The organism is Coraliomargarita algicola (genome assembly GCF_033878955.1).
In the GTDB taxonomy this organism is placed as follows: domain Bacteria; phylum Verrucomicrobiota; class Verrucomicrobiia; order Opitutales; family Coraliomargaritaceae; genus Thalassobacterium; species Thalassobacterium algicola.
Genome location: NZ_CP138858.1, coordinates 1091615 through 1114305, shown reverse-complemented (window position 1 = coordinate 1114305; position 22691 = coordinate 1091615). Strand labels below are relative to the sequence as shown.

Here is a 22691-nt window from a genome sequence, read left to right as displayed (position 1 = left end):
CGAAATTAGCTTCGACGAAGATATGAGACGATGCCGCGGATTTACATTAGTTGAGTTGCTGACTGTTATGGCAGTCAGCGCTCTTATGATGTATATTCTGATTCCGGTGCTACATTCGACTTTGAGTTCGGGGCGACAAGCCAAATGCGCCTCGAACTTACGGCAAATTCATTTGGGCTTTCATCTGTATGCGATGGATCACCATGGCATCATTGCACCCGCGTTTGGTCAGGATTCGGATACTGAGAACTGGAACGCTGACGAATATTATTTGTGGCCCACAGCGATTATGCCTTATCTTGAATCAAAAGCCGGAGGTGCTGCGGCCTACGGCGAGTTACCTCAAGGAGTATTCCGTTGTCCAGAGTCGGATCTAGTCGTTCAAGCTGGTGCGAACACGCACTATGGAATGAATGCTCAAATCAATAGTTCTCGCAGTGGATATGAAACAGCAGGGAAGCCACTCTACACTTTTGCGATGCTGACAGAGCCCGCAAAGACAGTTCTTTTGGCAGATTCTTATCATCCAGAGAAGCCGACTGAGTGTGTGCTCTTGATCCAGCCGAATTCAGAAGGGGCGAGGTGGACCGGTTTTCGACATAATGGGAAGGCCAACCTGGTATTCATGGATGGACATGTCGAGACCTGGGCTCCTGAGGATTTTCCAACAGGAGGAAATGCATATACGCTTTCGCCATGGGCTGCGCAGCCTTAACCCTAAATAAATGAGCTGAACCGTTAATTACGTAAGTTAATGTAAGTTAACGGTTTAAGAAGTCGAGCCTTAGCCGGCTGCCGAATTTAGGTTAACTTGGTGGCGTCATTGATTGAGAGAAGATTGGCCCCGCTCGTTACCGCGAATCGAGGATGAACCCAGAAAAAAGCCCGACGGTTTCGACCGTCGGGCTTTTGATTAAATCTTTTCGCAATGACTACTTGAGTGTGCCGGCGTAGATCGCGTTGTCGCCCAGTTCTTCTTCGATGCGAAGCAGTTGGTTGTATTTCGCGATACGGTCGGAGCGGCTCATGGAACCAGTCTTGATTTGACCTGCGTTGGTTGCGACGGCGATGTCGGCGATTGTAGTGTCTTCGGTCTCGCCGGAACGGTGAGAGATCACGGAGTTGTAACCGTGGACCTTGCCGAGCTCGATGGCTTCGAGGGTTTCGGTGAGTGTGCCGATTTGGTTGACCTTCACGAGGATCGAGTTGGCGACGCCAAGATCGATGCCCTTTTGCAGGAACTTCACGTTGGTGACGAAAAGGTCGTCACCAACAAGCTGCACCTTGTCGCCGATTGCGTCTGTGAGGGCTTTCCAGCCGTCCCAGTCGTTTTCGTCGCAACCGTCTTCGATGGAATCGATGGGGTATTTTTCAGTGAGCTCCTTGAGGTAAGCGGCTTGCTCTTCGGAGTTGCGCTTGGCACCGCCTTCACCTTCGAACTTGGTGTAGTCGTAGACGCCATCGCTGAAGAATTCGGAAGATGCACAGTCCAGTGCGAAGGTGATGTCGCTGCCGACCTTGTAACCAGCGGCTTCGACTGCCTTAGTCAATGTGTCGAGTGCGTCTTCAGTGCCTTCGAATGTTGGTGCGAATCCACCTTCGTCACCCACAGCTGTGCTGAGGCCGCGATCGTGGAGCACCTTCTTGAGGCTGTGGAAACATTCAGCACCCATGCGGATGGCTTCGCTGAATGTCTTCGCGCCGATGGGGCGAATCATGAACTCTTGGAACGCGATCGGTGCGTCGGAGTGAGAGCCACCGTTGATGACGTTCATCATAGGCACGGGAAGTACCTTGGCGTTAGGACCGCCGATGTATTTGTAAAGAGGCAGACCGAGTGCATCCGCCGCGGCGTGAGCGACTGCGAGTGAGACACCGAGCATGGCGTTGGCGCCGAGCTTGCTCTTGTTGGCTGTGCCGTCGAGCTCCAGCATGGCTTTGTCGATTGTGAGTTGGTCACAAGCGTCGAGGCCGACGAGTTCTGGAGCGATGACATTGTCGACATTGTCGACAGCTTTAAGAACGCCCTTACCGAGGTAGCGGCTCTTATCGCCGTCACGAAGCTCAACTGCTTCATGCTCACCAGTGCTGGCTCCAGAGGGAACGGCAGCGCGGCCGATGATGCCAGACTCGAGTTCGACGTCGACTTCGACTGTTGGGTTGCCACGTGAATCGATGATTTCGCGGGCGCGGATATCTGTGATGATAGTGCTCATAGTAAAAGCGGTTCTTTTTAAGTGAGATGTTATTGTTGCCTCCACCTGCGTGCGCAGCCGAATAATTGGACAACAAGCCTGTTGTTTTGCATCTCCTACTTAAACTGTCAATGATTCGTGGATAAGTAATCTTTATGATTTAGGAGAAGCAAACTTATTGATAAGCTGTCCTTATCTAGAGTTGCTGGTGAATTAGTATTTGGAGTGCTGTCACAGTTGCCGAGTTTTACAAGTCGAGTAAGCGCATGCCGAATGTGATCCACAATGGAATGGTGACGAAGCTGACGATGGTGGTGGCGAGTACGACTTTGAGCGCGACTTCGGGCGAGCCGTCGAACTGACGTGCGAGTACGATGGGAAAGACACCGCAGGGCATGGCGGCTTGTACGACCATGACGGCCTTGAGTTCCGTCGGGAATGGGAAGAGAAAGGCGAAGAAAATTAGAATTACTGGAAAGATGCCGAGGCGGATGATGACTGCGATCACTGGGATGCGTAATCGCTCGAAGATGCGTACGCCTTTGGCCAGATCGGCGAAGGTGGCTCCGATGATTAACAATGCCAGCGGGATCGCGCATTTGCCCAGTAGATCGATCGATTCGAATGCGAAATTGGGTAGTTGCTCATCGATGCGTAGCCAGTTTAAGGGGACGGCAATGAGGATCGCGATGACCGGGCCGCTGAGGAGGCGTCGCCAAATAGGCTTCGGATCGTTGGCGGATAGTATGTAACCGACGCCCAGGGACCACATCGCGATTTCGATTCCTACGTTATAGACGAGTAGCACGCCCGTGGTTTCACGGTTAAACAGTAGGGCTACGATTGGTATTGGAAAGTAGCCGTAGTTGTAGATGCCTGTGCTGAATGCGAAGGTGCGGCATTCGCGTTGGTCGCCGATTTTGAGTTTGCGAGCCAGCAGCATGATACTACCAAAGGCGGCGACAATGGAGGTGAGGCCGATGAGTGGGGGCAGTACGATATTAGCGGGATCGCGTAGAGCATCGTTGCCCAGCACCAAGGAGAAGATAAAGGCTGGGTAGAGTAAGTTGACCACCACAGTCATTAAACTGCGATCGGCAGCTTCATTGAGCCAACCGAGTCGCCGGGCGAGGTAGCCCGCTGTAATAATGAAAAAGATCGGCATGATTGCCGTAAAGATGAGACCAGAGTCGTACATGAGCTAGGTATCCACTATCCGAGGATTCGTTTGAGTGAACTCTCGGATACGCGTTGATAAGCGCGGTAGGCGTGCTTGGCGGATTGGAGTACTTGCTCGAAGTTGTCGTAGCCTGCAGGTGTTTCAAATTCAAATCCAAGTAGTGCGCGGCCGACTCGTTCGCCGGAATAGACGTAGTTGAAGTAGGCGAGGTTCGAGTGGGGGCTTACGGCTCGTAGGAAATCGGCGAGTGCTCCTGAGCGTTCGTGGAACTCGAGTGTAATAAAGATCGGGTGCCGCAGTAGTTTTGACTCGTAGTGAATGAGGCGGAAGGCGACATCGACGTCGGTCTCGGAGGTGACTTCATTGTAGAGATAGCCACCGTCGCTGAGTGCTTGGGTGAGCACGGTAAATTGCATCGGAGATAGATCGAAGCCGATGACCGGGCCCGCCATTTCAGCGTCTGTTTTGCCGTATTGAAAGTCGACGATATTTACGGTCTCTGGCAGCGATTTAAGTAAGCCATACATGGCTCCTGCCTTTTCGGGGATCTGTATTTTCAGGTAGCGCCGTCGCGCGGCGCCGACTGCTGCGCGGCGAGCGATGGTGGCCAGTTGTTCGAAGTCCATATTTGCTCCGCAGAGCACGCTGAGCACGCGTTTTCCAGCCAGTTGGTGGCGGTGTTTGAGAATGGCGGCGACTCCCATTGCGCCCGATGGTTCGGGAATGCAGCGCAATTGTTCCCAGAGAAATTGGATCGCGGCAGAGACTTCGTCGTTGCTCACCGTCATCCACTCGTCGACGAGATCGGAGCAAATTTGGTGCGTGAGGGTGCCGACTTTACGCACGGCGGTGCCATCGCAAAAGACATCGACTTGATCCAGTGCGATAGGCTTACCGGCTTGCACGGCGGCCGCCATCGAGGCTTGGTGCACGCCTTCGACCCCGATGATACGAATCTCGGGGAAATTCATTTTCAACCAAGTCGCGGTGGCGGCAGCCATGCCTCCGCCGCCCACTTGTAGGTAGGCGACATCGAAGGGGCCCTTGCCGGACATTACGATTTCGTCGGCCAGCGTGCCTTGCCCGGCCATGACAGCTAAATCGTCGTAGGCGTGGATGTAAGTGAGTCCATCCTTGGCGGCGCATTCGTGAGCGGCGGCACTGGCGCTATCGTAGCTGTCTCCATGTAGGCGGATGGTCACGCAGTCGCCGCCGTGGCGTTGCACCGCGACTTGCTTCATGCGTGGGGTGGAGAGTGGCATGTAGATGATGGCGTGGCTGCCTAGCTTGCGTGCGGCTAGAGCCACGCCTTGGGCGTGGTTGCCAGCAGATGCGGTCACCACGCCGCCCGCGAGTTCATCGGGGCTCAGTTGTGCCATGCGATTGTAGGCTCCGCGCCATTTGTAGGCATGAATGGGGGAGAGGTCTTCGCGTTTGACGAAGATTTTTAACTCCGGATCTTCCAAAATAATCGAATGCAGCGGCGTTGCTTCGCCGACCTCATAGATCCGGCGACGTGCAAAAAGTATCTCCTGACGGAGACTGCGCTGTAGTGATTCACTGTTCATGAGCTAGAGTTGACAGTGTTTTAGCTGCAGGCTCAACTGTGAAAGCGGTTTTGGTTCGGCTGTTCAAATTTATGAAATCATCTCCTTCAAATCTTCCTATCTATGATGTCGCCGATGACCTGCTTGCGGGGATCGCGGGGACGGGGCGCGTCGTGTTGGCCGCGCCGACGGGCTCAGGTAAATCGACACAAGTGCCGCAGATTCTGTTGGACCGCTCTGGGATCGAGGGGGAGATCGTGGTGCTGCAACCACGCCGTTTGGCGGCACGCTTGTTGGCCAAACGTGTCGCTTCCGAGCGAGCTGTGAAGCTGGGTGAAGAGGTGGGCTATCAAATTCGGTTTGAAAACGTCGTGAGCGCGCGCACACGCATACGCTTCGTGACGGAGGCGATTTTATTGCGACAGATTTTAGAAGACCCGACGCTGAAGGGCGTGGGAGCCGTGGTGTTTGATGAGTTTCACGAGCGTCATTTAACCAGTGATTTAAGTCTGGCCTGTGCTTTGCGATCGGTGGCGGAGCAGCGTCCGGATTTGAAGCTGGTGGTGATGTCGGCAACCTTGGACATCGATGCTTTAGAGCACTTTTTGACACCCTGCACGCGCGTCGAGGCGACGGGGCGCATGTATCCGGTGGAAGTGAGCTATACGGGCGCGGCGCTGGGACGGCAGGCGCCTCCAGTTTGGGAGCGGGCCGCGGTGGCCTTTAAAAAATCGATCGCAGGGCAAGTGAGCGGCGATGTGCTGGTCTTTATGCCTGGCTCTTTTGAAATTCGCAAAACGATCGAGGCGATTGAAGCCTTGCCAGAGTCGCGTGCCTACGAAGTGTTGCCTTTGCATGGTGAGTTGCCGCCTGCTGCGCAGGATCGTGCGGTCGCGAGTGGTGGCCGCCCTAAGATCATTGTTTCGACTAATGTGGCGGAAACTTCGATCACAATTGAAGGTGTGCGAGTGGTGATCGATGGCGGCTTGGCTCGGATCGCGCGTTACGATGCGCGGCGCGGGATCAATTCGATCTTAGTCGAGCCGATCAGTCGGGCCTCGGCGGAGCAACGCGCCGGGCGTGCGGGTCGCACGGGGCCGGGCGTTTGTTTGCGGCTTTGGAGCGAGGCGGAGCATTTGGCGCGCGCGGAGCGCGATGAGGCTGAAGTGAAGCGGGTCGATTTGTCCGAAACGGTGTTGATGTTGGCTGCGGCGGGTATTCAGAATTTAGATGGTTTTCCGTGGTTTGAAGCGCCCGAGGCAAAGGCTTTGCAGCGCGCGTATATTTTACTCAAGGATTTAGGGGCCTTGGATTCTGAGAATTCAATTACCCGCTTGGGAGGGAAGATGTCGGGCTTTCCCTTGCATCCTCGTTATGCGCGTTTGCTGATTGAGGCGGATCGTTTGGGGGTATTGCCTGAGGTGGCTTTAATTGCGGCCCTGAGCCAAGGACGGCCCTTCTATCGGGTATCACGGGAAGACCGTGTGCGGCGTGAGCAATTGCGACAGATCGAGGATCATGCGGATGCGCGGTCAGACTACTTTGTGCATTTGAGAGCTTGGGAACTGGCGCAAGCTGCTAAGTTTAGCGTCCATGCATGTGGTGCATTGGGCATACACGGGGGCGCTGCGCGGCAGGCTGGAGCCGTGGCGCAGCAAATTTTGAAACTGGCTGAGAAGGCGGGTTTGGATACGCGCTCGGGTGCGTTACCTGATTTTGAAGAGAGAATTTGTAAGTGCTTGCTGGTGGCTTTTTCAGATCATTTAGCTTTACGAAATGACCGCGGCACGCGGCGTTGCCGCATGGTGCATGGCCGCGCGGGCGAATTGCGCCGTGAAAGTGTGGTGGAGAGTGAGCTCTTCGTGGCGGCCGAAATTGAGGAGCGCGAATTGCGTGGCGATGTCACTGTTCTCTTAGGCTTGGCCACGGCTGTGGAGTCGGCTTGGCTCGAGGAGTTTTTTCCGGAAGATTTTGGCGAAGGCAGCAGTACCAGTTATGATGAGTCGGCGCGTCGGGTGGTCTGTCGTCGCGAGCGTCGTTTTCGAGATTTAGTGCTTCAGTCGAAAGATCAAGGTGAGCCGGACTATGATCAAGCGGCGGCTCTATTGGCGGCGCAGGTTGTCGCCGGGAAATTGAATTTAAAGAATTGGGACGCTGTGGTGGAGAACTGGATACAGCGGGTGAATTTTGTGGCGCGGCACTGTCCGGAGACGGAGGTCGCACCGATCGATGAGGAAGCGCGTCAACTCTTGATTGAGCAGATCTGTCACGGTGCGCTGAGCTACAAAGAGATAAAAGATCGTCCAGTGCTCCAGACTGTTCAGGAGTGGATTCGCCCGGAGCAGATGTATTATATCGACACCTATGCGCCCGCTGAGATGGATTTGCCCCGTCGGAAACGGCCTGCGCGTATACGCTACGAAGCGGATGGGCGTGCGTTTATTGCGTCCAAGCTGCAGGATTTTTATGACGTGCCCGGTAGTCAGCTACGCGTGGCAAATGGGCAGGTGCCGTTATTAGTCGAACTTTTGGCACCCAACCAGCGGCCTGCACATTTAACGGATGATCTCGATGGTTTTTGGACCGGCGCTTATGCGCATGTGCGTAAGGAGTTAGCGGGGCGCTACCCGAAGCACGAATGGCGCTAGGGGATCACGCCTGGGGGCTTAGCGATTAATCTTCAAGCAATCGGATCATAGAAATAAAGTCTTCCTCGCCTAAGCCGGAAGCTTCGGCCGCGGCGAGAGTTTGCAAGGTGCGCTCCAGTTGCGGTAGCTTACGTTTGGCTGTTTTTTGAGCCAGACGCATGTCTTTGAAGAGGTTTTTGATCGAGAATTGAGGGCTGTAATCGGCTTGGCGCAGCTTGGGTTCTTTTAATTCTGCCAGGCCGGACCAGGATACGTTGGCTCGCAAGACTTCGAAGAAACAGTCGTCGCTGACATCTGCGCTGCGGGTGAGGGTGATCGCTTCGCAAAGAGCTTGGCTGATGCTGGCGATCTGCAGGTTCATGGCCAGTTTGATGGCTGTGGCTTGAGCTGGAGTGCCAATGTGGAAGCGTTGACTGGAGAGTTTTGATAAGAGTGGCTCCACTTCGGCGACTAAGGCTGCGTCACCACCTAGAAAGAAGACTGTCTTGCGTTGCTCGGCAGCTGGCTTGCTACCAGTAAAGGGCGCCTCCAGGTAGCGGGCCCCTGTGGCTTGCACCATTTGAGCGAACTCACTTGCGCTCTCGCCGTCGATCGTGGACGATTGAAGCACGACATGTTCTGCATTTAGGTGGGGCAGTAGTTCTTGTAATACGCCACGCACAGAGTCGGCATCGTAGAGGCAAATTTGAAGGTATTTTGCCGCTGCGGCGCAGCCCGCTAAGTCTGTTTGCTTGAGGCTTAGTTCGGGCTTGGGGCTGCGGTTCCAGCTTGCTGTTAGAACTTGATCGGAGGCGTAGTGCTTCGCCCAAGTTGAACCAATGATACCCAGACCGATGACGGCAACTTTTGTTTCTTTCATGCGTCGAGGATTCCCGCTCTCGGAGAGATGTCAAACTAGCTCCGGATTTCGTGTCGTTTAGTTGGCATGAACGAATAATTTTGATCGACAGCTTCGTTCCTATTCGGAGAAGTAGGCGCATGTCTGAAACATTCGAAAACGTCACTATCATTAAGAAGGCCAATGTCTACTTTGGCGGCCAAGTTACCAGTCGCACTGTGCAGTTTGCCGATGGCTCTAAGAAGACCCTTGGTTTTATGCAAGCGGGCGACTATGAGTTTGGCACGGAAGCGCCTGAGCTGATGGAAATGCTGGGGGGCTCTATGGATGTGAAGCTGGCGGACAGTGAAGAGTGGAATACTTATAGCGAAGGCCAGTCTTTCAATGTGCCGGGGAATTCGAAGTTTAGCCTGAAGGTGGCTGAGGGCGGTGCTGACTATTGCTGCAGCTACCTTTCGTAGAGTGCCTTCACATCGGAATGCCTGCGGGCATCTGTCGTGGTCGTATTTTTTTGTGTTCGGTATACACTATTTTGCACGCTTGCGCTTTATAGGAGAACTGCTATGCCTGAGTAATGGATGGCGTATTAGTTCTAACGATCAGTGGTCAGGATCGCGCAGGTCTTGTTGAGAAATTAGCCGATGTGATTGCGGCGCATGGTGGCAACTGGGAGCACTGCCGGATGGCGCATTTGGCTGGCCGCTTTGTGGGCCTCTTGGAAGTGACGGTCGCGGGCGAGAATCAGCAAGAGCTCGAAGTGGCTTTGCGCACCATCAGCGATCTCGATGTGATGATTGCTGCGGGCACGACATGCTCGGCAGTGGAGCCCTTGCGGCAGTTTGATCTTGAAGTCGTGGGCAGCGACCAGCCGGGAATTGTGCGTGATGTCTTTAAGGCGTTGGCACTTGCGGGCGTGAATGTCGAGGAACTCAGCACGCGTGCGTATAGTGCGCCCAGTTCCGGTGGTATGCTGTTCGAAGCGAAGGCGCGACTTGCGTGTCATGCAGAGATCGATCGCGACGACATTCGTTCGCGTCTGGAGCAGATCGCACAGGACGTAATGGTGGATATTCAGATTTTGGACTGAGCCTCTGCAGGACTGAACTTTTTTCTTTGGGAGCCGAGGAAGGGGGATGCTTCAGATCGATGGGATCTCTTCTGTGGGCGTGGTTGCGTTACTGTTGTTGAGTTGCAGAGTGCCACAGGGGAGGACGCGGTCACTATTATCTGCTTGAGCGCGGAGTTGATAATTGCCGGTTTGCTCGTCGGCTGTAATTGTTAATTGTGCGTTGCTTTGACCCTTCCAAGTTTCTGGCGCAGAGAGTGATTTTCCATAGGCGCGCAGGATGAAGTTACTATCGGTGATCTGCAGAGTTTTATTTTTCAACAGGGTGTGGGTGAGTAATTCGTGCGTAACCGTAGTCTCAAACTCGGATGTGATCATAAATGTATAAAGATCACCGAGGTTAGAAAGAGTTTCTAAGGTGTTTGCTGGATCACGTAATTTAAGTTGATCGGGGATCGTATCCTCCAGACCTTCGGCGACCAGGCCGAGTTTCTCCGCTGAATCCTTAATTTTAATTAGTTGATGCGTGACGATCAGTTGTGTTTCGAGATCGATCGCGCGCAGTGACAGAAGACCGGAACTGGAGCCCTTGGGGTGTATCATTTCGATGACTAAGAGCGCCTTTTGGTCGTCTTTAAAGACGGGAGCGTTCTCAAATTCAAAAATGTGAGCGGCCTTGCCTGTGGAATCTGCTTTTAGCTTTAAATCAATGGGAATCGTGACGCTAAATGTGGTGCCATCGATTTTGATGAGTCGATCATAGGTGCTATTGCGTAGTTCGGCGCTGGAGGGGAGGGTGCTTTCGCCGTCTTGAATGAAGACACCATCGAAGAATAGGGTTTCATAGCCCAGTTCCCAGCAAGTGGTTAAGAGCCGTTTGCTTAATACGGTGATGGCATCGTCGTAGTTGGCCGATTCGAGGTCGTAGTCGAAGCGCGTGAGGTCCGCTTTCATTTGTTGCGATTGCTGATCTTGAACGACTTGTAGGAGCGCGACCAATTTCTTTTGTGAGTCCTCTATTTTTAGCTGCGCGCTCTCAATCATACGTTCACCCCGTTCTATGAGCGGTTTGAGATCGCGATTTGGATCTAAGCTGGAGGGTTTGCTGTTGGCGAGATACTGCCCACTTTTTAAATCAGAATGGGCCGATTCGATTATACGTTCTAGTTGCAGATACTGAATTTTCTGCGGCCCAGTCATGAATGGTAACAGAGTATCTTTCTGTTTCAGGATACCCAAATCAATGGGCTCATTGTTGTTCGAGCCTGCAGCATTGGAAAATGCCGGGATAATAGTAACAACAATAATGAGTAATAACGTTGCGCAGGATCTTATTTTGGATCGAAGCATTGTGATATGGGGGTGTGAAAGGGATGAAAACGCGGAGTATTTCAAAACCAATCGTGTGTTGCCAAGTACATTCCACTTTTCGGGGTGTTAGCTTTGTAAATGATATCGGCTTTAATCTGCGCTGTGGATTGACATGAGCGGTGGTTGTAGTGTTCTCTGGGTAAATGCAGTTTAACGAAGAATTAACTCTTGTTCGCGATACCGAAGCCACCATCATTCCTGCGGGAGAGACTCAAGTGCTCGCTGCGGGAACGCGTGCGGTGATTTCTCAGGCACTTGGCGGCACCGTTACAATACGTACGGATTCGGGACTCTTTCGTCTTTCGAGCCGCGACTGGGACGCTTTGGGGGCGGAAGCGCAGGCACAACTCGATGCGACGGTTCAGTCGAGCGAGTCGAGTTCGGAGGATCAGCCTTTTAGTGAAGAGTTGGTCTGGGATGCGATGCGCGGCTGTTTTGATCCAGAGATTCCTGTCAACATCGTCGATCTGGGATTGATCTACGACTTGCAGATTAGCGATCCTGACACGGAGGGGCTGCATGAGGTTAATGTTAAGATGACTTTGACCGCGCAGGGCTGTGGCATGGGCCCGGTGATTGCTGAAGATGCCAAGAAGAACATCGAAGCGCTGGCGGCTGTGTCCAGTGCACAGGTCGATATCGTATGGGATCCGCCCTGGACGCCACATATGATCTCTGAAGCCGGTCGTCAGAAGTTGGGACTCGAGTAAGCGGGGCGGCAGCTGGTTGGTTACCAGTTGCTTGCGCGGACTTTCAATAAGCCTAAATTCGGCAGTCGGCTAAGGCTCGGCTTCTTAAACCGTTAATTTACATTAATTTACGTTAATATGGTCAGTCGCCAAAATGGCGAATTAAAATTGGAATTAATTAAAATACCTCTTGTTTCTTAAGCGCATAACTAGCAGTGGTTTGTGCCTTTGTAATTAACGAAAATTTACGTAATTAACGGTTCAGCTCATTTATTTAGGATAAGTTATGGCACTTCCTGTATCGCGTGTAGTTTGGCGTATTTGGCCATGACGCGTTCTAGTATTGCGTTGGGACTGAGGCCGTTTTCTTCGCGTAGTTGCGCGACAGAGCTACCGTGCTCGATAAAGGCGTCTGGCCACGCAATGCGTTCGACGGGGCAGTTATGCAAGCAAGCTTCCTGGAGTGCTTCCATGACGGCGGTGCCCAGACCACCGGTAATGACATGATCTTCCATGGTTACAATCAGGCGCGTGTTCTGTGCGGATTCAGCCAGTAGCTCGGTGTCGAGTGGTTTGACGAAGCGCGTGTTGACGACGCCCGCTTGGATGCCGTGCTCGCTTAATTGAGCTGCGAGTTGCTGTGCGTCGGCCACCATTGCACCGATGGCCCAAATGTCGATGTCGCTGCCTTTTTGCAGGCGTTGCGCTTTGCCGATTTCCAGCGGGACGGGCGTCTCTTTGATCGGGGTGCCGATTGCATTGCCGCGAGGATAGCGGATAAAAGCGGCTCCTTGATGGGCGAGGCCAGTGGCCATCATATCGGCGAGTTCGTCTTCATTTGCCGGAGCCATGATGACGACTTCGGGCACACAGCGCAGGTAGGAGAGATCAAAGAGGCCGTGGTGAGTGGCTCCGTCGTTCGGCGAGAGTCCTGCACGGTCCATGCAGAAGAGCACGGGTAAGTTTTGCAGAGCGACATCGTGGATGATCTGGTCGTAAGCGCGTTGTAGGAAGGTGGAGTAAATCGCACAGACCGGGTGAAAGCCGGAGGTGGCCATGCCTGCTGCGAAGAGTACGGCGTGCTCTTCTGCGATACCGACATCGAAAAATTGCTTCGGCAGGGCATTCTCAAGGATGTTGAGCCCTGTGCCCGCTGGCATGGCAGCTGTGATACCGATGACATTGGCGTCTTCTTTGGCCAGTTTGACCAATGTGTGGCCCATGACGTCTTGATATTTCGGTGGTGTGCCAGGGGCCGAGGGGGTGCCTTTGCCCGTTTTGACATCGAAGGGGCTGGCGCCGTGAAAACGCTCCGGGTTTTGAATCGCGACATCGTAACCGCGGCCTTTCTCCGTGAGTACGTGCAGTAGCACGGGTTGCTCCGCATTTTTAGCGAAATCCAGATAGTGTTCGACTTGTTTTTGGTCGTGTCCATCGATCGGGCCGATGTAGCGAATGCCGAATTTTTCAAATAGCGAGGAGGAGACAAAAAAGTCTTTGGTCTCTTGTTTCCACTTGGAGCCCAGTTTGATGAGTGAGTCGCCACCTGGCATTTTTTGCAGTAGGCTCTCAAAGTCGTCGTTGAGGCGGTTGTATACCGGGTTGGTTATGAGCTCGTTGAAATAGCGGGGCAGGGCACCTACATTTTTAGCGATGGACCACTTGTTATCGTTGAGGATGATAATGAGTCGCTTGGTGGACGTCGCTACATTATTGAGCGCCTCCATGGTAATGCCGCAGGTGAAGGCGGCGTCACCGCAGAGAGCGACCACATGCTCATCGCTGTCACGTTGATCACGTGCAGTCGCCATGCCCAGTGCGGCGGAAAGTGCGGTGCCGGCGTGGCCAGCACCAAAGGCGTCGTGCTCACTCTCTACTCGTGAGAGGAAGCCACTGTAGCCATCGCTGGTGCGTATGTGGTCGAAGCGTTCGTCGTTGCGGCCAGTCAAGAGTTTGTGGACGTAGCCTTGGTGGGCGACGTCGAAGCAGAAGCGGTCTGTGGGCGTATTAAATACGCGGTGCAAACCGATCGTGAGTTCCACGACTCCCAGATTGGGCCCGACGTGGCCACCGTTTTTGGCAGTGGTTTGAATGATGCGCTCACGAATCTCTTGGGCGAGTTGCGGTAGTTCTTCCGGGGCGAGTTTTTTGACGTCGGCGGGCGACTGTATCCGTTCAAGTATGGACATGAGGAAATTAGTTTTCGCTGGAGTCGTCGAACGCTTCGAGTTGACCAGTTTTGATATTGAGCTGTTCGATCTTTAGTTCGGCCTCTTTGAGCTGTGCTTGGCACTGTTGGAGGAGCTTGGAACCTTCTCCAAATTTCTCAACCAGTTCGGCCAGTGGTGTATCGCCGTTTTCCATGGCTTCGATTAAGGCTTCGAGGCGCTCGACGGATTGCTCGAATGTGGGTTCTTCTTGTTTAGCGGGCATAGCGGTTCTTAGTCCTGAGAATCAAAGGCGTTCTGAATGACTTCGAGGTCGATGTTTTTAGTGATGAGATCTTTGATGATAGGGATTTTATCGTCGTCGCTCGGTTGGGTTTTGACGGTCATATTATTGACCCGGGAGGCGACTTTGTAACTGTCTTCGGCGCACAGGACCACGGGAATCGAGGTTTGGGCGATCATTTCCATCAAGCGTGGATGTGGTAATATACTGCGGGTGAGGATGATGCCAGCAATAGAACTGCCCATGCCACCAATGCTATCGGAGGCGATGGCAGAGAGGATGATATCTTCGCGGTCGCCGGGTGTAATAATCAGCACGCCCTTGTCCAGATGTTCAACCAGGCCTTTGGCGGCCATGGCACCGATGATGACTTTATAGATGCGGTTGTTGCCCCCTTTGGATTTTCCATTGAGCCAGCGGCCTTTGGTTTCTTCGACCACTTGCTGCAAGTTGGGCTGGGTGAGCATGCACTCGTGGGGAATGCAGCCGAGCAAAGGGATATTCATGCGGTCGAGCGCGATACGGCAGTATTTTTCCACCATCTCGATCTTGCGTGGTTCGACCTTATTAATGATGGCTCCGATTATTTGTACGCCCGCGGCTTCGAAGACGGCTTTGTTGAGTGCAATTTCGTCGATGGGGCGCCCGATGCCGCCACGTGCGACAATGATGACCTTTGCATTCAGGCGCTTGGCTACATCGGCATTAGATAGGTTAAAAACCGAGCCGACTCCGGCATGGCCCGTGCCTTCGATGATGATGTAATCGCGCTGGAAGGCGGCACGGTCGAAGGCGCGGCACATCTTATCGATTAATTCGGTGTGGTTGGCGTCGGGATTGTCCAGATACTCACGAGTGAAACTGTGATGAATCACAATTGGACTCATCGCATGGATGGGAGTTTTTACATCGAAAATCTGGTTGAGCAGGATGGAATCTTCATCGATCTGGTGGCCTTCGACTTGTAGGAAGCGCTGGCCGACGGGTTTGATGAAGCCGACATGCTCGGTAATGCTGCGCAAGGCGGCAAACAGTGCCAGACTGGTGGTGGTCTTCCCATCATTCATACGAGTCGCGGCGATAAAGATTCGCTTGGTCGTCTTGTTGCGCGGTGCAGTCAAGATTTCCGTGTCGTCAGGCTCGGTGAAGTGTTTATGGGAAGACGGCATAATATCGTTCGTATTCTGTTGTGTGAAAATGCTAGGTGTAGCTGTCTACCGCCTGGCAGTGAGGGATGAGTGAAACGACTACAGAATCGTGACGTCTTCGTTCAAGTCGTCGCTGTTGTCGGTGGGATAGAGCAGTTTGTGGTCGATGGCCTGAGAGGCGACCATCACCGCTGTGCCGAAGATATCGGTCGCGGTGGCCCCACGGCTGATTTCGGCCGCGGGCTTTGTCAGGCCGGTCAGAATGGGGCCGTAATTACGCGCACGGGTGAGTGTGTCGAGTAGTTTGGATGCGATATTGGCCGAGTGTAGGTCCGGGAAAATGAGGACATTGGCATGGCCGGCGACCGGCCCTTCGATTTTCTTGGTCTTGGCTGTGATCGGGTCCAGTGCGGCGTCGACCTGAAGTTCGCCATCGATTTCCATGGGAATGCCGAGTTCGAGTGCCTTTTTACGCGCCATCTCGGTGGCCGCCTTCATTTTGGCGACTGTCGGATTCTTGCTGGTGATGCTCTTACTGGAGTAACTGAGCAGGGCGACATAGGGCTTGGAGTTGGTTAGGTGATAGCTGAGCGCCGCTGTCGTGACGGCGATGTCGGCCAGTTGTTGGCTGGTGGGGTTGGGCACCACCGCGCAGTCGGCGAGGAAAATTTCGCGATCCTTGCCAGTTTCCAAGTCTTCCAGGTCGAAGATGTTCAGTGAAGATACGGTGGACACATCGGGCAGGCGTGGGACGATCTGGAGCAGGGGGCGCAGGGCACTGGAAGCTGTGCTGGTGGCACCGGACACAATCGCATCGGCCTGAGAGGTGGCCAGCATCATGGTGGCAAAATAGTTGGTGTCTTCCAGATATTGCTCGATTTCTTTCTCCTTCAGGTTCTTGAAGCGGCGCAGACCTTGAAACATTTTAGTGAAGTTGTCCCACTCATCGCTGCGGCGGGGCTCAATGATACGGATGCGCTCCAGGCTGACGTTTAGTTTGTCAGCATTCTCCTTAATTTGTGCGCGATCGCCCAGCAGAATGGGGATGCCCAGGTCATTGGATGCGAATTGGCGGGCCGCTTGTAAGATACGTGGGTCGCTGCCTTCTGGGAAAACGACGCGTTTTGGGTGACGTTTGAGGCGTACTGTCAGTTTGGAAATGAGTGGCATAATTAAATAATATGGGATGTGAATTGGGTACTTTCAGGGGAAAGCAAATTTTAGACGAAGAACTAAGAGGATTAAATATACAATTGCCAAAGTTTTTTACGCTGTAGTTTCTAATCCGTGCGCAAGAAAGCAAATTCCGCGCCCTTATAAAAACCGAATGCTCAAGAATCTTAAAAATATCGCCGTGGTCAGTCTTTCGACTGTGGGCTCGCGTGTGCTGGGGCTGTTGCGGGATATTTTAATTTTCGCGGCACTGGGCACTAGCCTGTGGAACTCCGCATTTATTTTGGCATTTACCCTTCCCAATTTATTTCGCCGTCTATTGGGAGAAGGTGCGCTGACATCTGCGATTGTGCCGGTCTTTTCGGATGTTTTGGAGCGGGAGGGGCGAGCGGGTGCGTTTCGATTTTTTAATCAAGTGTTGTTTCGTCTCTTGTTGGCGCTGTTGGTGATCGTCGCTGTGGGCATGTTGCTTCTGGCGTGGGCAGCGGGTAGTGATTGGCTGCCGGAGCGCTGGGTGACGGGGGCCGGGCTGGCGGTGTGGTTGCTGCCGTATATGTTGTTTATCTGTTTGGCGGCGATTATTACCGCGGGATTAAATTTAGTCGGGCGCTTTGCGGTGTCTGCGGCGACCCCCATATTGTTGAATCTAGCGATGATCGGGGCGCTGGGGGCGGGCTTATACTTGGATGCGGAGGCGGCGCGTATCGTGTATTGGCTCTGTGGTGGTGTGCTGTTGGGTGGTTTCTTACAGCTGATGGTGCCGGCGTGGGATTTGATGCGGCAGGGCTGGCGTCCGCGTCTGCAGCGGCAGGGCGGAGCGGAGCTGGCTGAGCTTTGGCAGTTGTTTGTGCCCGGGCTGCTGGGAGCGGCTATTTTGCAGGTAAATATTTTGGTTTCGCGCCTGTTGGCCTATTCGCTGGATGAATCGGCGGTTTCCGTGCTCTATCTCTCCAGCCGTTTGATGGAGTTGCCCTTGGGGGTGTTCACCATTGCGGTGGCGACGGTATTTTTTCCATTGTTGGCAAGAGCGCTTTCCAACGGTGAGGAAGCGCAATTTTCGGCGGTCTTCTTGCAAGGAATGCGTCTGGTGATCGGCATTTCTTTGCCTGCGGGCATCGGTTTGCTGGTGTTGGGGCAGCCGATTCTAGAATTTCTCTTTCTGTGGGGCGCTTTTGATCAGGCCGATGTGCTCGCGACGGTGCCATTGTTGGCGATTTACGGGCTCGGCTTGCCGCTCTATTCTGCGGCTACTTTTGCGACTCGCGGCTTGCATGCGAGTAAGGACATGCGCACTCCAGTGCGGGTGGCGGGGTATTGCCTTTTTATCAATTTGTTTGCCGGTTGGCTGCTTATGCAGTTTTGGGGCGCGGCTGGACTGGCGAGTGCCAATGTACTCGCGGCCTTGGCCCAGAGTGTCTTGCTTTGGCGAGCCTTATCCCGCGGGCGTTCCGAGCTGAGCTTTAGGGCTTTGCGTCCGGCATTGTTTAAGGTGCTGTTGGCAGGGCTCGGCATGGGCGTGGCCTGTGCGGTGGCTTGGCCCTGTTTGGCCGCTTTTGATTGGGGAGCGAAATTAAGCGCTGCGTTGATCGTCGTGGTCTGCGTGCCAGGCGGGGTGGCGGTGTATTTTGCTTTGCTGTATGTGCTGCGCTTTGAAGAAATGGATGCGCTGAAAGCGATGCTGCAGCGTTTTATGCCAAAACGTTCCTCATAGAGACGTGATTGCTTGCAATTTACTTCGTGTTTGGTGGGACTGCTTTAGATAATTTCAGAATAATTAAACATTTGTTTGAGGTTTTGAAACCTTTTGCCTTTTTTGGCGACATAGCCATATGCCACCCCGACTTTATTCATATTTGTTACCGCTCGTTTTGTTTACGGGAGCTCTGTCTGCGGAGAGTCCGGAGCTACCGCTGAAGGTGGCCATCGCTTCGGCCTTGGAGCACAATATAGGTTTGCGCATTGCTGCGTATGAGCCGGCGAACGCGCGCGATTCCGTCGAGATCGAAGATGCACAGTTCGATCCTTCATTTTTTGCGAATACCTCGATCGCCCGGGGGCAGTCGGCACTGAGTTCCAGTTCGGAAACGGATTCGCGTGCCGCTAGCATCGGCGTGGATCAACGCTTAGCTACCGGGGCAACGGTGACGCTTGATTCGGACCTCAGCCGCAGTTCTTCCAATTCGACGGGTTTAAATCCCGATTACGGAGCCGATGTGGGGCTGAGTATTCGTCAACCGCTGTTAAAAGATGCAGGGGCGACAGTAAATCTCGCGCCTTTGGCACGAGCCAAGGTGAATGCCGAGCGTTCACTGTATGAGTTGCGTTCGGATGTGCTGGATCTGGTGTTGGCAACCGAGATTGCGTATTGGAACCTCGCCTATGCACGTGCGGATCGTGCATTGATCGCGTCCAGTCTCGCATTGGCTGAGAACTTGCGCGAAGAAAATGTAGAGCGGGAGCGTTTGGGCTTGGTGACGCCGCTGGAGGTGTTGCAAGCCGAAGCCGAAGTTTTAAATCAGCAAGAATCCGTGATTCAGGCCGATAATGTGATTGCAGATGCGGAGGATACATTGCGCCGAGTGATGGGGCTGAGCGATTTCCTTGAGACGATCACGGACGATGTCATCGTGAGTGCTTTGCCCGAGCAAATGGAGCCCTTGCGGCCTATTGACGTCGTGGTGAAAGATACCGTGCTCAATGATATAGATGCCAAAGTGCAGGAGCGATTGATTGAGGTGCAACGGATTAATCATATGCTTGCGCAAGAGGACACGCGGCCGGATTTGGATTTGACCGGTGGCTTGAGTTATCTGGGGCGTGAGGAGACTGGCAGTCGAGCTTACCGTGGAGTGTCTGATGCGGATGGTTACGCTTGGTCGCTTGGGCTAGAAGTGAGCGTGCCATGGGGCTTTCGTGAGGCGCGTGCCCGAGCACGGCAGGCCGAGCGCAGTGTCGAGCAGGCGACTTGGCAGTTGTATGATATTAAACAGGAAAAAGCACTGGCAGCGCGCAACGCCTGGCGCTCCGCCAGTACCGGACTCAAGCGGATCGAAGTTACGCGCGCCGCGATGATTTTGAATGAAGAGGCCTTTGAGCAGGAGCGTGCGCGCTACGGATCTGGCTTGGTCGCTTATCGCAGCGTGCTTGAAGCGCAGCGGGACTACGATCGCGCCAAGAGCAATTACCTAGGCTCTCTTATTGAAACCTTACGTGCCAGTGTTCGACTCAGTCGGGTGGATGGCACGCTATTGCAGCGCAATGGTCTCGATTGGGATGCGGTCGAGCCTTACACCCAATTGAACTCGCCGACTGTCGAGCTCGATGCATCCCTCTTAAACAATACTCCATGAAACGTGCTCTCATTACATTCTTTATTTTAGCGCTCATCGCTGGCGGAATTTATGGGCTCTTACAAGTCGTGCCTCAGGGGGACGGTGGGCCCGCGAATCAAATCCGTACGGATACTGCGGAGCGTCGTGACTTGAAATCTGTGGTGCCCGCCACTGGTGAGGTGCTGCCCTTGCTCAGTAGTAGTGTGAAATCCGAGATCAGTGGTCGTATTACAGTCATTAAGATCGAGGAGGGCGATTCGGTGGTGCGCGATCAAGAATTGCTCGAGCTGGATCGCACCAGTCTGGAAACACGTCTACGCGAGGCGCAGCGCAGTCTTGAAGCTGAAAAGCTGCGTTTGGAAAAATCGGAGCGTAATTTTAAGCGTTTGGAAGAGCTCTTTGCCAGAAAGTTTGTCGGTGAGCAGGAGTATCTCGACGCTCAAACCGAGCTTAAATTGGCCAAACTCAATATTGAGATTTCTCAAGCCAGGTTGGAAGACGCGGCGGAAGATTTATCCAAGACGACTATACTGGCGCCACACGATGGAGTGGTCACATTAATGGGAGTCCTGGAGGGGCAGGTCATTTCCGGAGCGAGCTCCGTCTCGAACGGCACCGATTTGCTAACCATTGCGCAGCTAAATGAACTCTACATGGAGGCCAATATCAACGAAGTCGATGTGGAGAAGCTCTACATCGGGCAGCCAGCATTTTTACGTTTTGATGCGATTCCCGACTTTGAAGTTGAGGGCAAGATCAGCGTGATCGCCCCCTCGGCGCGCAAGGATGGGAATGTGCGGGTTTTTCCGATCGAAGTGGTGTTTGAAGTTGCAGATAATCGCGTGCGTCCGGGGATCAGCGCCACGGTTGAGGTGCCGATTGAGTCGGCCGAGAATGTTGTGAGCGTTTTGTTGTCTGCCGTGTTTAACGATGGTGAGAGTGGTGGCAGCATCGTATTCGTAAAGAATGCGACTGGCTGGGAACGACGTGAAGTGACGACTGGCATCAACAATCTACAACATGTGGAGATTCGTACCGGTTTGGAAGCGGGCGAAACTGTTGCGTTGAGCCGCCCGCCTGAATTCCGCAAATCCGATGATTGATTCCGATCTAGTTTTCGAGCTCAGTTCTATCCGGCGCACCTACAAGGTCGGCAGCGAGCTGGTGCATGCGCTGGATGGTGTTGATTTGACCATTCGCGACCGTGAGTTTATTGCAGTCATCGGTACCTCCGGCTCGGGAAAGTCCACATTGATGCATACGCTCGGTTTTATGGATAGTCCCACTTCCGGGCAAATGGCTTTTGAGGGGCGCGATGTCTCCGCGATCAGTCGTGGCGAGCGTTCGCAATTGCGTGCGACCCGTATCGGTTTTGTGTTTCAGTCTTTTAATTTGCTGCCCAAGCTCACGGTCTTGGATAATGTGCTACTACCATTGGTTTATGGGCGCCAGCGCGTGAGTAATAAAAAGGAGCTCGGGATGTCGGTCTTGGAGCGTGTGGGCATGCAGCACCGCGCCAGTCATCGGCCCAGTCAACTTTCCGGTGGTGAGCGTCAGCGGGTGGCGATTGCCCGTTCTTTGATTAATCGTCCCCGTCTGATCCTTGCCGACGAGCCTACGGGCAATCTGGATACCAAGAATCGTGCTCGTATTATGGAACTCTTTGCCTCGCTCATGGATGAAGGCATTACACTGGCTCTAGTCACGCACGACGACGAGGTGGCCGCCTATGCCAAGCGTCGTATTCGGATGCAAGATGGCAATATTGTGGAGGATAGCCGCTCATGAACCCTGTCGGCGATATTTACACAGGTGCGGCCAACGGACTGCGGGAGGTTTGGTCGAATAAGGTGCGTTCCTTGCTGTCGATGAGCGGCATCATTCTCGGCGTGGCTGCGCTGGTTGCGATGGTCGGTATCGTGCAAGGTATGTTGGGCAATATGCGGGCATCCTTTGAGCGTAGCGGAGGTGTGTTAAAGCTTGAAGTACACTCGCAACAAGCTCCGGAGTGGCAACAGCACATCGCAGGGATTTCCCCCGGCATGACTTGGCGTGACATTGGTGCGATTGAAAAAGCGATTCCACTGGCCGCTTATGTTTCTCCCGTGGTGGACATGAATTGGGAGCGTTTTATTGCCAATGGCCGTCGCGAGCATGCGATTCTACACGGGGTGACGCCAGATTACGCAGGCATTAAAAAGAACGAATTGCAGCATGGACGCTTTATTTCTGATTATGATGTCGACTCGAAGAGTCCCGTCATCGTTGTCGGAGCGCACATAGCCAAGAGCCTGTTTCGCGGTCAGTCGAACGTGGTCGGTCAGCAAGTGCGTGTGAGTGGTCAAGTATACACTATCGTGGGGCAGATCAAACCTGTCGAAGATGCTGTGGCACCAGGCCGAAGTAAGGGGCGACGCTTTAATTATGAAGAGCGTTTAAACTATATTCCAGCGACGACTGCAATGTCTCGCTACAAAGGAGACGATGAGGTCAACCGCATCGAAATTCTCGCGCACGAAGTTGGGGACATGCCTGACTTAATGGAGCAGATCGAGAACACGCTGACACAGACGCACCGCGGGATTTTGGACTTTGAAATTCGCACACAGGATGAGCAGATGGCTGAGCTTAAGAAATTGGAAAATTCTTTCACCTATTCGCTGGGAGGGATTGCCGGCATTTCACTTTTGGTGGGAGGCATCGGTATTATGAATGTGATGCTCGCTTCCGTGAGTGAGCGCATTCGGGAGATCGGTGTGCGTAAGGCTATCGGCGCGCGCAGTCATGATATCTTTATTCAGTTTCTTGCGGAAGCCGTCGTCATTTCCGTGCTGGGGGGCTTGTTCGGATTGATTGCCAGCGTAGGCTTGCTTTCGATCGCGCGTGATTTTATACCTGAGGGTCAAAACATTAGTAATATGCCCGTGACTGCGATGTTTTATGGCTTCCTTTTCAGTAGTTTGATCGGTCTCGCATCAGGAATTTATCCTGCGCTTAGAGCATCGCGACTCGACCCGATCGATGCGTTGCGATATGAGTAGGGGAAGCTGACA

The 22691-nt window shown here is 53.5% G+C and carries 19 protein-coding genes; 10 read left to right on the top strand and 9 right to left on the bottom strand.

Annotated elements, in window-relative coordinates:
• Nucleotides 1-22: 22 nt before the first annotated feature.
• Nucleotides 23-715 (top strand): prepilin-type N-terminal cleavage/methylation domain-containing protein, encoded by a 693-nt coding sequence (locus SH580_RS04280; RefSeq protein ID WP_319833780.1) that lies wholly within the window; start codon nucleotides 23-25, stop codon nucleotides 713-715.
• A 217-nt stretch (nucleotides 716-932) separates the two neighbouring features.
• On the opposite strand, the gene eno is transcribed toward SH580_RS04280, so the two are convergent.
• The 3 genes from eno to ilvA form a co-directional block, all read right to left on the bottom strand.
• Entirely contained in the window at nucleotides 933-2216 is a 1284-nt protein-coding gene (gene eno / locus SH580_RS04275) for a phosphopyruvate hydratase (protein ID WP_319833779.1), read from the bottom strand.
• A 226-nt stretch (nucleotides 2217-2442) separates the two neighbouring features.
• Nucleotides 2443-3393, bottom strand: a complete 951-nt coding sequence (locus tag SH580_RS04270) for an AEC family transporter (RefSeq protein WP_319833778.1) — start codon at nucleotides 3391-3393, stop codon at nucleotides 2443-2445.
• A 14-nt stretch (nucleotides 3394-3407) separates the two neighbouring features.
• Nucleotides 3408-4943, bottom strand: coding sequence for a threonine ammonia-lyase, biosynthetic (gene ilvA / locus SH580_RS04265; protein WP_319833777.1), 1536 nt, complete (start codon nucleotides 4941-4943; stop codon nucleotides 3408-3410).
• Nucleotides 4944-5014: 71 nt separating this feature from the next.
• Here ilvA and hrpB point away from each other — a divergent pair, with 71 nt between their 5' ends.
• Nucleotides 5015-7570: an ATP-dependent helicase HrpB gene (gene hrpB, locus SH580_RS04260; RefSeq protein WP_319833776.1), complete on the top strand. Its 2556-nt coding sequence runs from the start codon at nucleotides 5015-5017 to the stop codon at nucleotides 7568-7570.
• A 25-nt stretch (nucleotides 7571-7595) separates the two neighbouring features.
• Here the strand turns inward: hrpB and SH580_RS04255 are convergent, their stop codons facing one another.
• Entirely contained in the window at nucleotides 7596-8429 is an 834-nt protein-coding gene (locus tag SH580_RS04255) for an NAD(P)-dependent oxidoreductase (RefSeq protein WP_319833775.1), read from the bottom strand.
• A 119-nt stretch (nucleotides 8430-8548) separates the two neighbouring features.
• On the opposite strand from SH580_RS04255, the gene ppnP reads away from it, so the two are divergent.
• Complete coding sequence (gene ppnP, locus SH580_RS04250) at nucleotides 8549-8869, top strand: pyrimidine/purine nucleoside phosphorylase (RefSeq protein ID WP_319833774.1); 321 nt, start codon at nucleotides 8549-8551, stop codon at nucleotides 8867-8869.
• A 113-nt stretch (nucleotides 8870-8982) separates the two neighbouring features.
• Nucleotides 8983-9495, top strand: a complete 513-nt coding sequence (locus SH580_RS04245; protein WP_319833773.1) for a glycine cleavage system transcriptional repressor — start codon at nucleotides 8983-8985, stop codon at nucleotides 9493-9495.
• A gap of 51 nt (nucleotides 9496-9546) precedes the next feature.
• Here the strand turns inward: SH580_RS04245 and SH580_RS04240 are convergent, their stop codons facing one another.
• Nucleotides 9547-10824, bottom strand: coding sequence for a hypothetical protein (locus SH580_RS04240; RefSeq protein ID WP_319833772.1), 1278 nt, complete (start codon nucleotides 10822-10824; stop codon nucleotides 9547-9549).
• A gap of 164 nt (nucleotides 10825-10988) precedes the next feature.
• On the opposite strand from SH580_RS04240, the gene SH580_RS04235 reads away from it, so the two are divergent.
• On the top strand, nucleotides 10989-11555 hold the full coding sequence (locus SH580_RS04235; RefSeq protein ID WP_319833771.1) for an iron-sulfur cluster assembly protein: 567 nt from the start codon (nucleotides 10989-10991) through the stop codon (nucleotides 11553-11555).
• 263 nt (nucleotides 11556-11818) lie between these two features.
• Here SH580_RS04235 and dxs read toward each other — a convergent pair whose 3' ends face one another.
• The 4 genes from dxs to SH580_RS04215 all read right to left on the bottom strand — a co-directional run bounded on the left by dxs (nucleotide 11819) and on the right by SH580_RS04215 (nucleotide 16303).
• Complete coding sequence (gene dxs / locus SH580_RS04230) at nucleotides 11819-13723, bottom strand: 1-deoxy-D-xylulose-5-phosphate synthase (protein ID WP_319833770.1); 1905 nt, start codon at nucleotides 13721-13723, stop codon at nucleotides 11819-11821.
• A 7-nt stretch (nucleotides 13724-13730) separates the two neighbouring features.
• Nucleotides 13731-13967, bottom strand: a complete 237-nt coding sequence (gene xseB, locus SH580_RS04225; RefSeq protein ID WP_319833769.1) for an exodeoxyribonuclease VII small subunit — start codon at nucleotides 13965-13967, stop codon at nucleotides 13731-13733.
• 8 nt (nucleotides 13968-13975) lie between these two features.
• Nucleotides 13976-15154, bottom strand: coding sequence for a phosphotransacetylase family protein (locus SH580_RS04220; RefSeq protein ID WP_319833768.1), 1179 nt, complete (start codon nucleotides 15152-15154; stop codon nucleotides 13976-13978).
• 78 nt (nucleotides 15155-15232) lie between these two features.
• Complete coding sequence (locus SH580_RS04215) at nucleotides 15233-16303, bottom strand: phosphate acyltransferase (protein ID WP_319833767.1); 1071 nt, start codon at nucleotides 16301-16303, stop codon at nucleotides 15233-15235.
• A gap of 157 nt (nucleotides 16304-16460) precedes the next feature.
• On the opposite strand from SH580_RS04215, the gene murJ reads away from it, so the two are divergent.
• The 5 genes from murJ (at nucleotide 16461) to SH580_RS04190 (ending at nucleotide 22679) form a co-directional block, all read left to right on the top strand.
• Nucleotides 16461-18017, top strand: a complete 1557-nt coding sequence (gene murJ, locus SH580_RS04210; RefSeq protein WP_319833766.1) for a murein biosynthesis integral membrane protein MurJ — start codon at nucleotides 16461-16463, stop codon at nucleotides 18015-18017.
• A 118-nt stretch (nucleotides 18018-18135) separates the two neighbouring features.
• Nucleotides 18136-19656, top strand: coding sequence for a TolC family protein (locus SH580_RS04205; protein ID WP_319833765.1), 1521 nt, complete (start codon nucleotides 18136-18138; stop codon nucleotides 19654-19656).
• Nucleotides 19653-20741 carry an efflux RND transporter periplasmic adaptor subunit gene (locus SH580_RS04200; RefSeq protein ID WP_319833764.1) on the top strand — a complete coding sequence of 363 codons (1089 nt, stop codon included), beginning with the start codon at nucleotides 19653-19655 and terminating at the stop codon, nucleotides 20739-20741. The genes SH580_RS04205 and SH580_RS04200 overlap by 4 nt, the downstream gene beginning before the upstream one ends.
• Nucleotides 20734-21426 carry an ABC transporter ATP-binding protein gene (locus tag SH580_RS04195; RefSeq protein WP_319833763.1) on the top strand — a complete coding sequence of 231 codons (693 nt, stop codon included), beginning with the start codon at nucleotides 20734-20736 and terminating at the stop codon, nucleotides 21424-21426. Before SH580_RS04200 ends, SH580_RS04195 begins: the two co-directional genes overlap by 8 nt.
• Entirely contained in the window at nucleotides 21423-22679 is a 1257-nt protein-coding gene (locus SH580_RS04190; protein WP_319833762.1) for an ABC transporter permease, read from the top strand. Before SH580_RS04195 ends, SH580_RS04190 begins: the two co-directional genes overlap by 4 nt.
• Nucleotides 22680-22691: the final 12 nt, after the last annotated feature.

Coding starts and splice junctions, on each gene's coding strand:
- SH580_RS04280 (WP_319833780.1), top strand. CDS start 23: ATGAGACGATGCCGCGGATTTACATTAGTTGAGTTGCTGACTGTTATG.
- eno (WP_319833779.1), bottom strand. CDS start 2,216: ATGAGCACTATCATCACAGATATCCGCGCCCGCGAAATCATCGATTCA.
- SH580_RS04270 (WP_319833778.1), bottom strand. CDS start 3,393: ATGTACGACTCTGGTCTCATCTTTACGGCAATCATGCCGATCTTTTTC.
- ilvA (WP_319833777.1), bottom strand. CDS start 4,943: ATGAACAGTGAATCACTACAGCGCAGTCTCCGTCAGGAGATACTTTTT.
- hrpB (WP_319833776.1), top strand. CDS start 5,015: ATGAAATCATCTCCTTCAAATCTTCCTATCTATGATGTCGCCGATGAC.
- SH580_RS04255 (WP_319833775.1), bottom strand. CDS start 8,429: ATGAAAGAAACAAAAGTTGCCGTCATCGGTCTGGGTATCATTGGTTCA.
- ppnP (WP_319833774.1), top strand. CDS start 8,549: ATGTCTGAAACATTCGAAAACGTCACTATCATTAAGAAGGCCAATGTC.
- SH580_RS04245 (WP_319833773.1), top strand. CDS start 8,983: ATGGATGGCGTATTAGTTCTAACGATCAGTGGTCAGGATCGCGCAGGT.
- SH580_RS04240 (WP_319833772.1), bottom strand. CDS start 10,824: ATGCTTCGATCCAAAATAAGATCCTGCGCAACGTTATTACTCATTATT.
- SH580_RS04235 (WP_319833771.1), top strand. CDS start 10,989: ATGCAGTTTAACGAAGAATTAACTCTTGTTCGCGATACCGAAGCCACC.
- dxs (WP_319833770.1), bottom strand. CDS start 13,723: ATGTCCATACTTGAACGGATACAGTCGCCCGCCGACGTCAAAAAACTC.
- xseB (WP_319833769.1), bottom strand. CDS start 13,967: ATGCCCGCTAAACAAGAAGAACCCACATTCGAGCAATCCGTCGAGCGC.
- SH580_RS04220 (WP_319833768.1), bottom strand. CDS start 15,154: ATGCCGTCTTCCCATAAACACTTCACCGAGCCTGACGACACGGAAATC.
- SH580_RS04215 (WP_319833767.1), bottom strand. CDS start 16,303: ATGCCACTCATTTCCAAACTGACAGTACGCCTCAAACGTCACCCAAAA.
- murJ (WP_319833766.1), top strand. CDS start 16,461: ATGCTCAAGAATCTTAAAAATATCGCCGTGGTCAGTCTTTCGACTGTG.
- SH580_RS04205 (WP_319833765.1), top strand. CDS start 18,136: ATGCCACCCCGACTTTATTCATATTTGTTACCGCTCGTTTTGTTTACG.
- SH580_RS04200 (WP_319833764.1), top strand. CDS start 19,653: ATGAAACGTGCTCTCATTACATTCTTTATTTTAGCGCTCATCGCTGGC.
- SH580_RS04195 (WP_319833763.1), top strand. CDS start 20,734: ATGATTGATTCCGATCTAGTTTTCGAGCTCAGTTCTATCCGGCGCACC.
- SH580_RS04190 (WP_319833762.1), top strand. CDS start 21,423: ATGAACCCTGTCGGCGATATTTACACAGGTGCGGCCAACGGACTGCGG.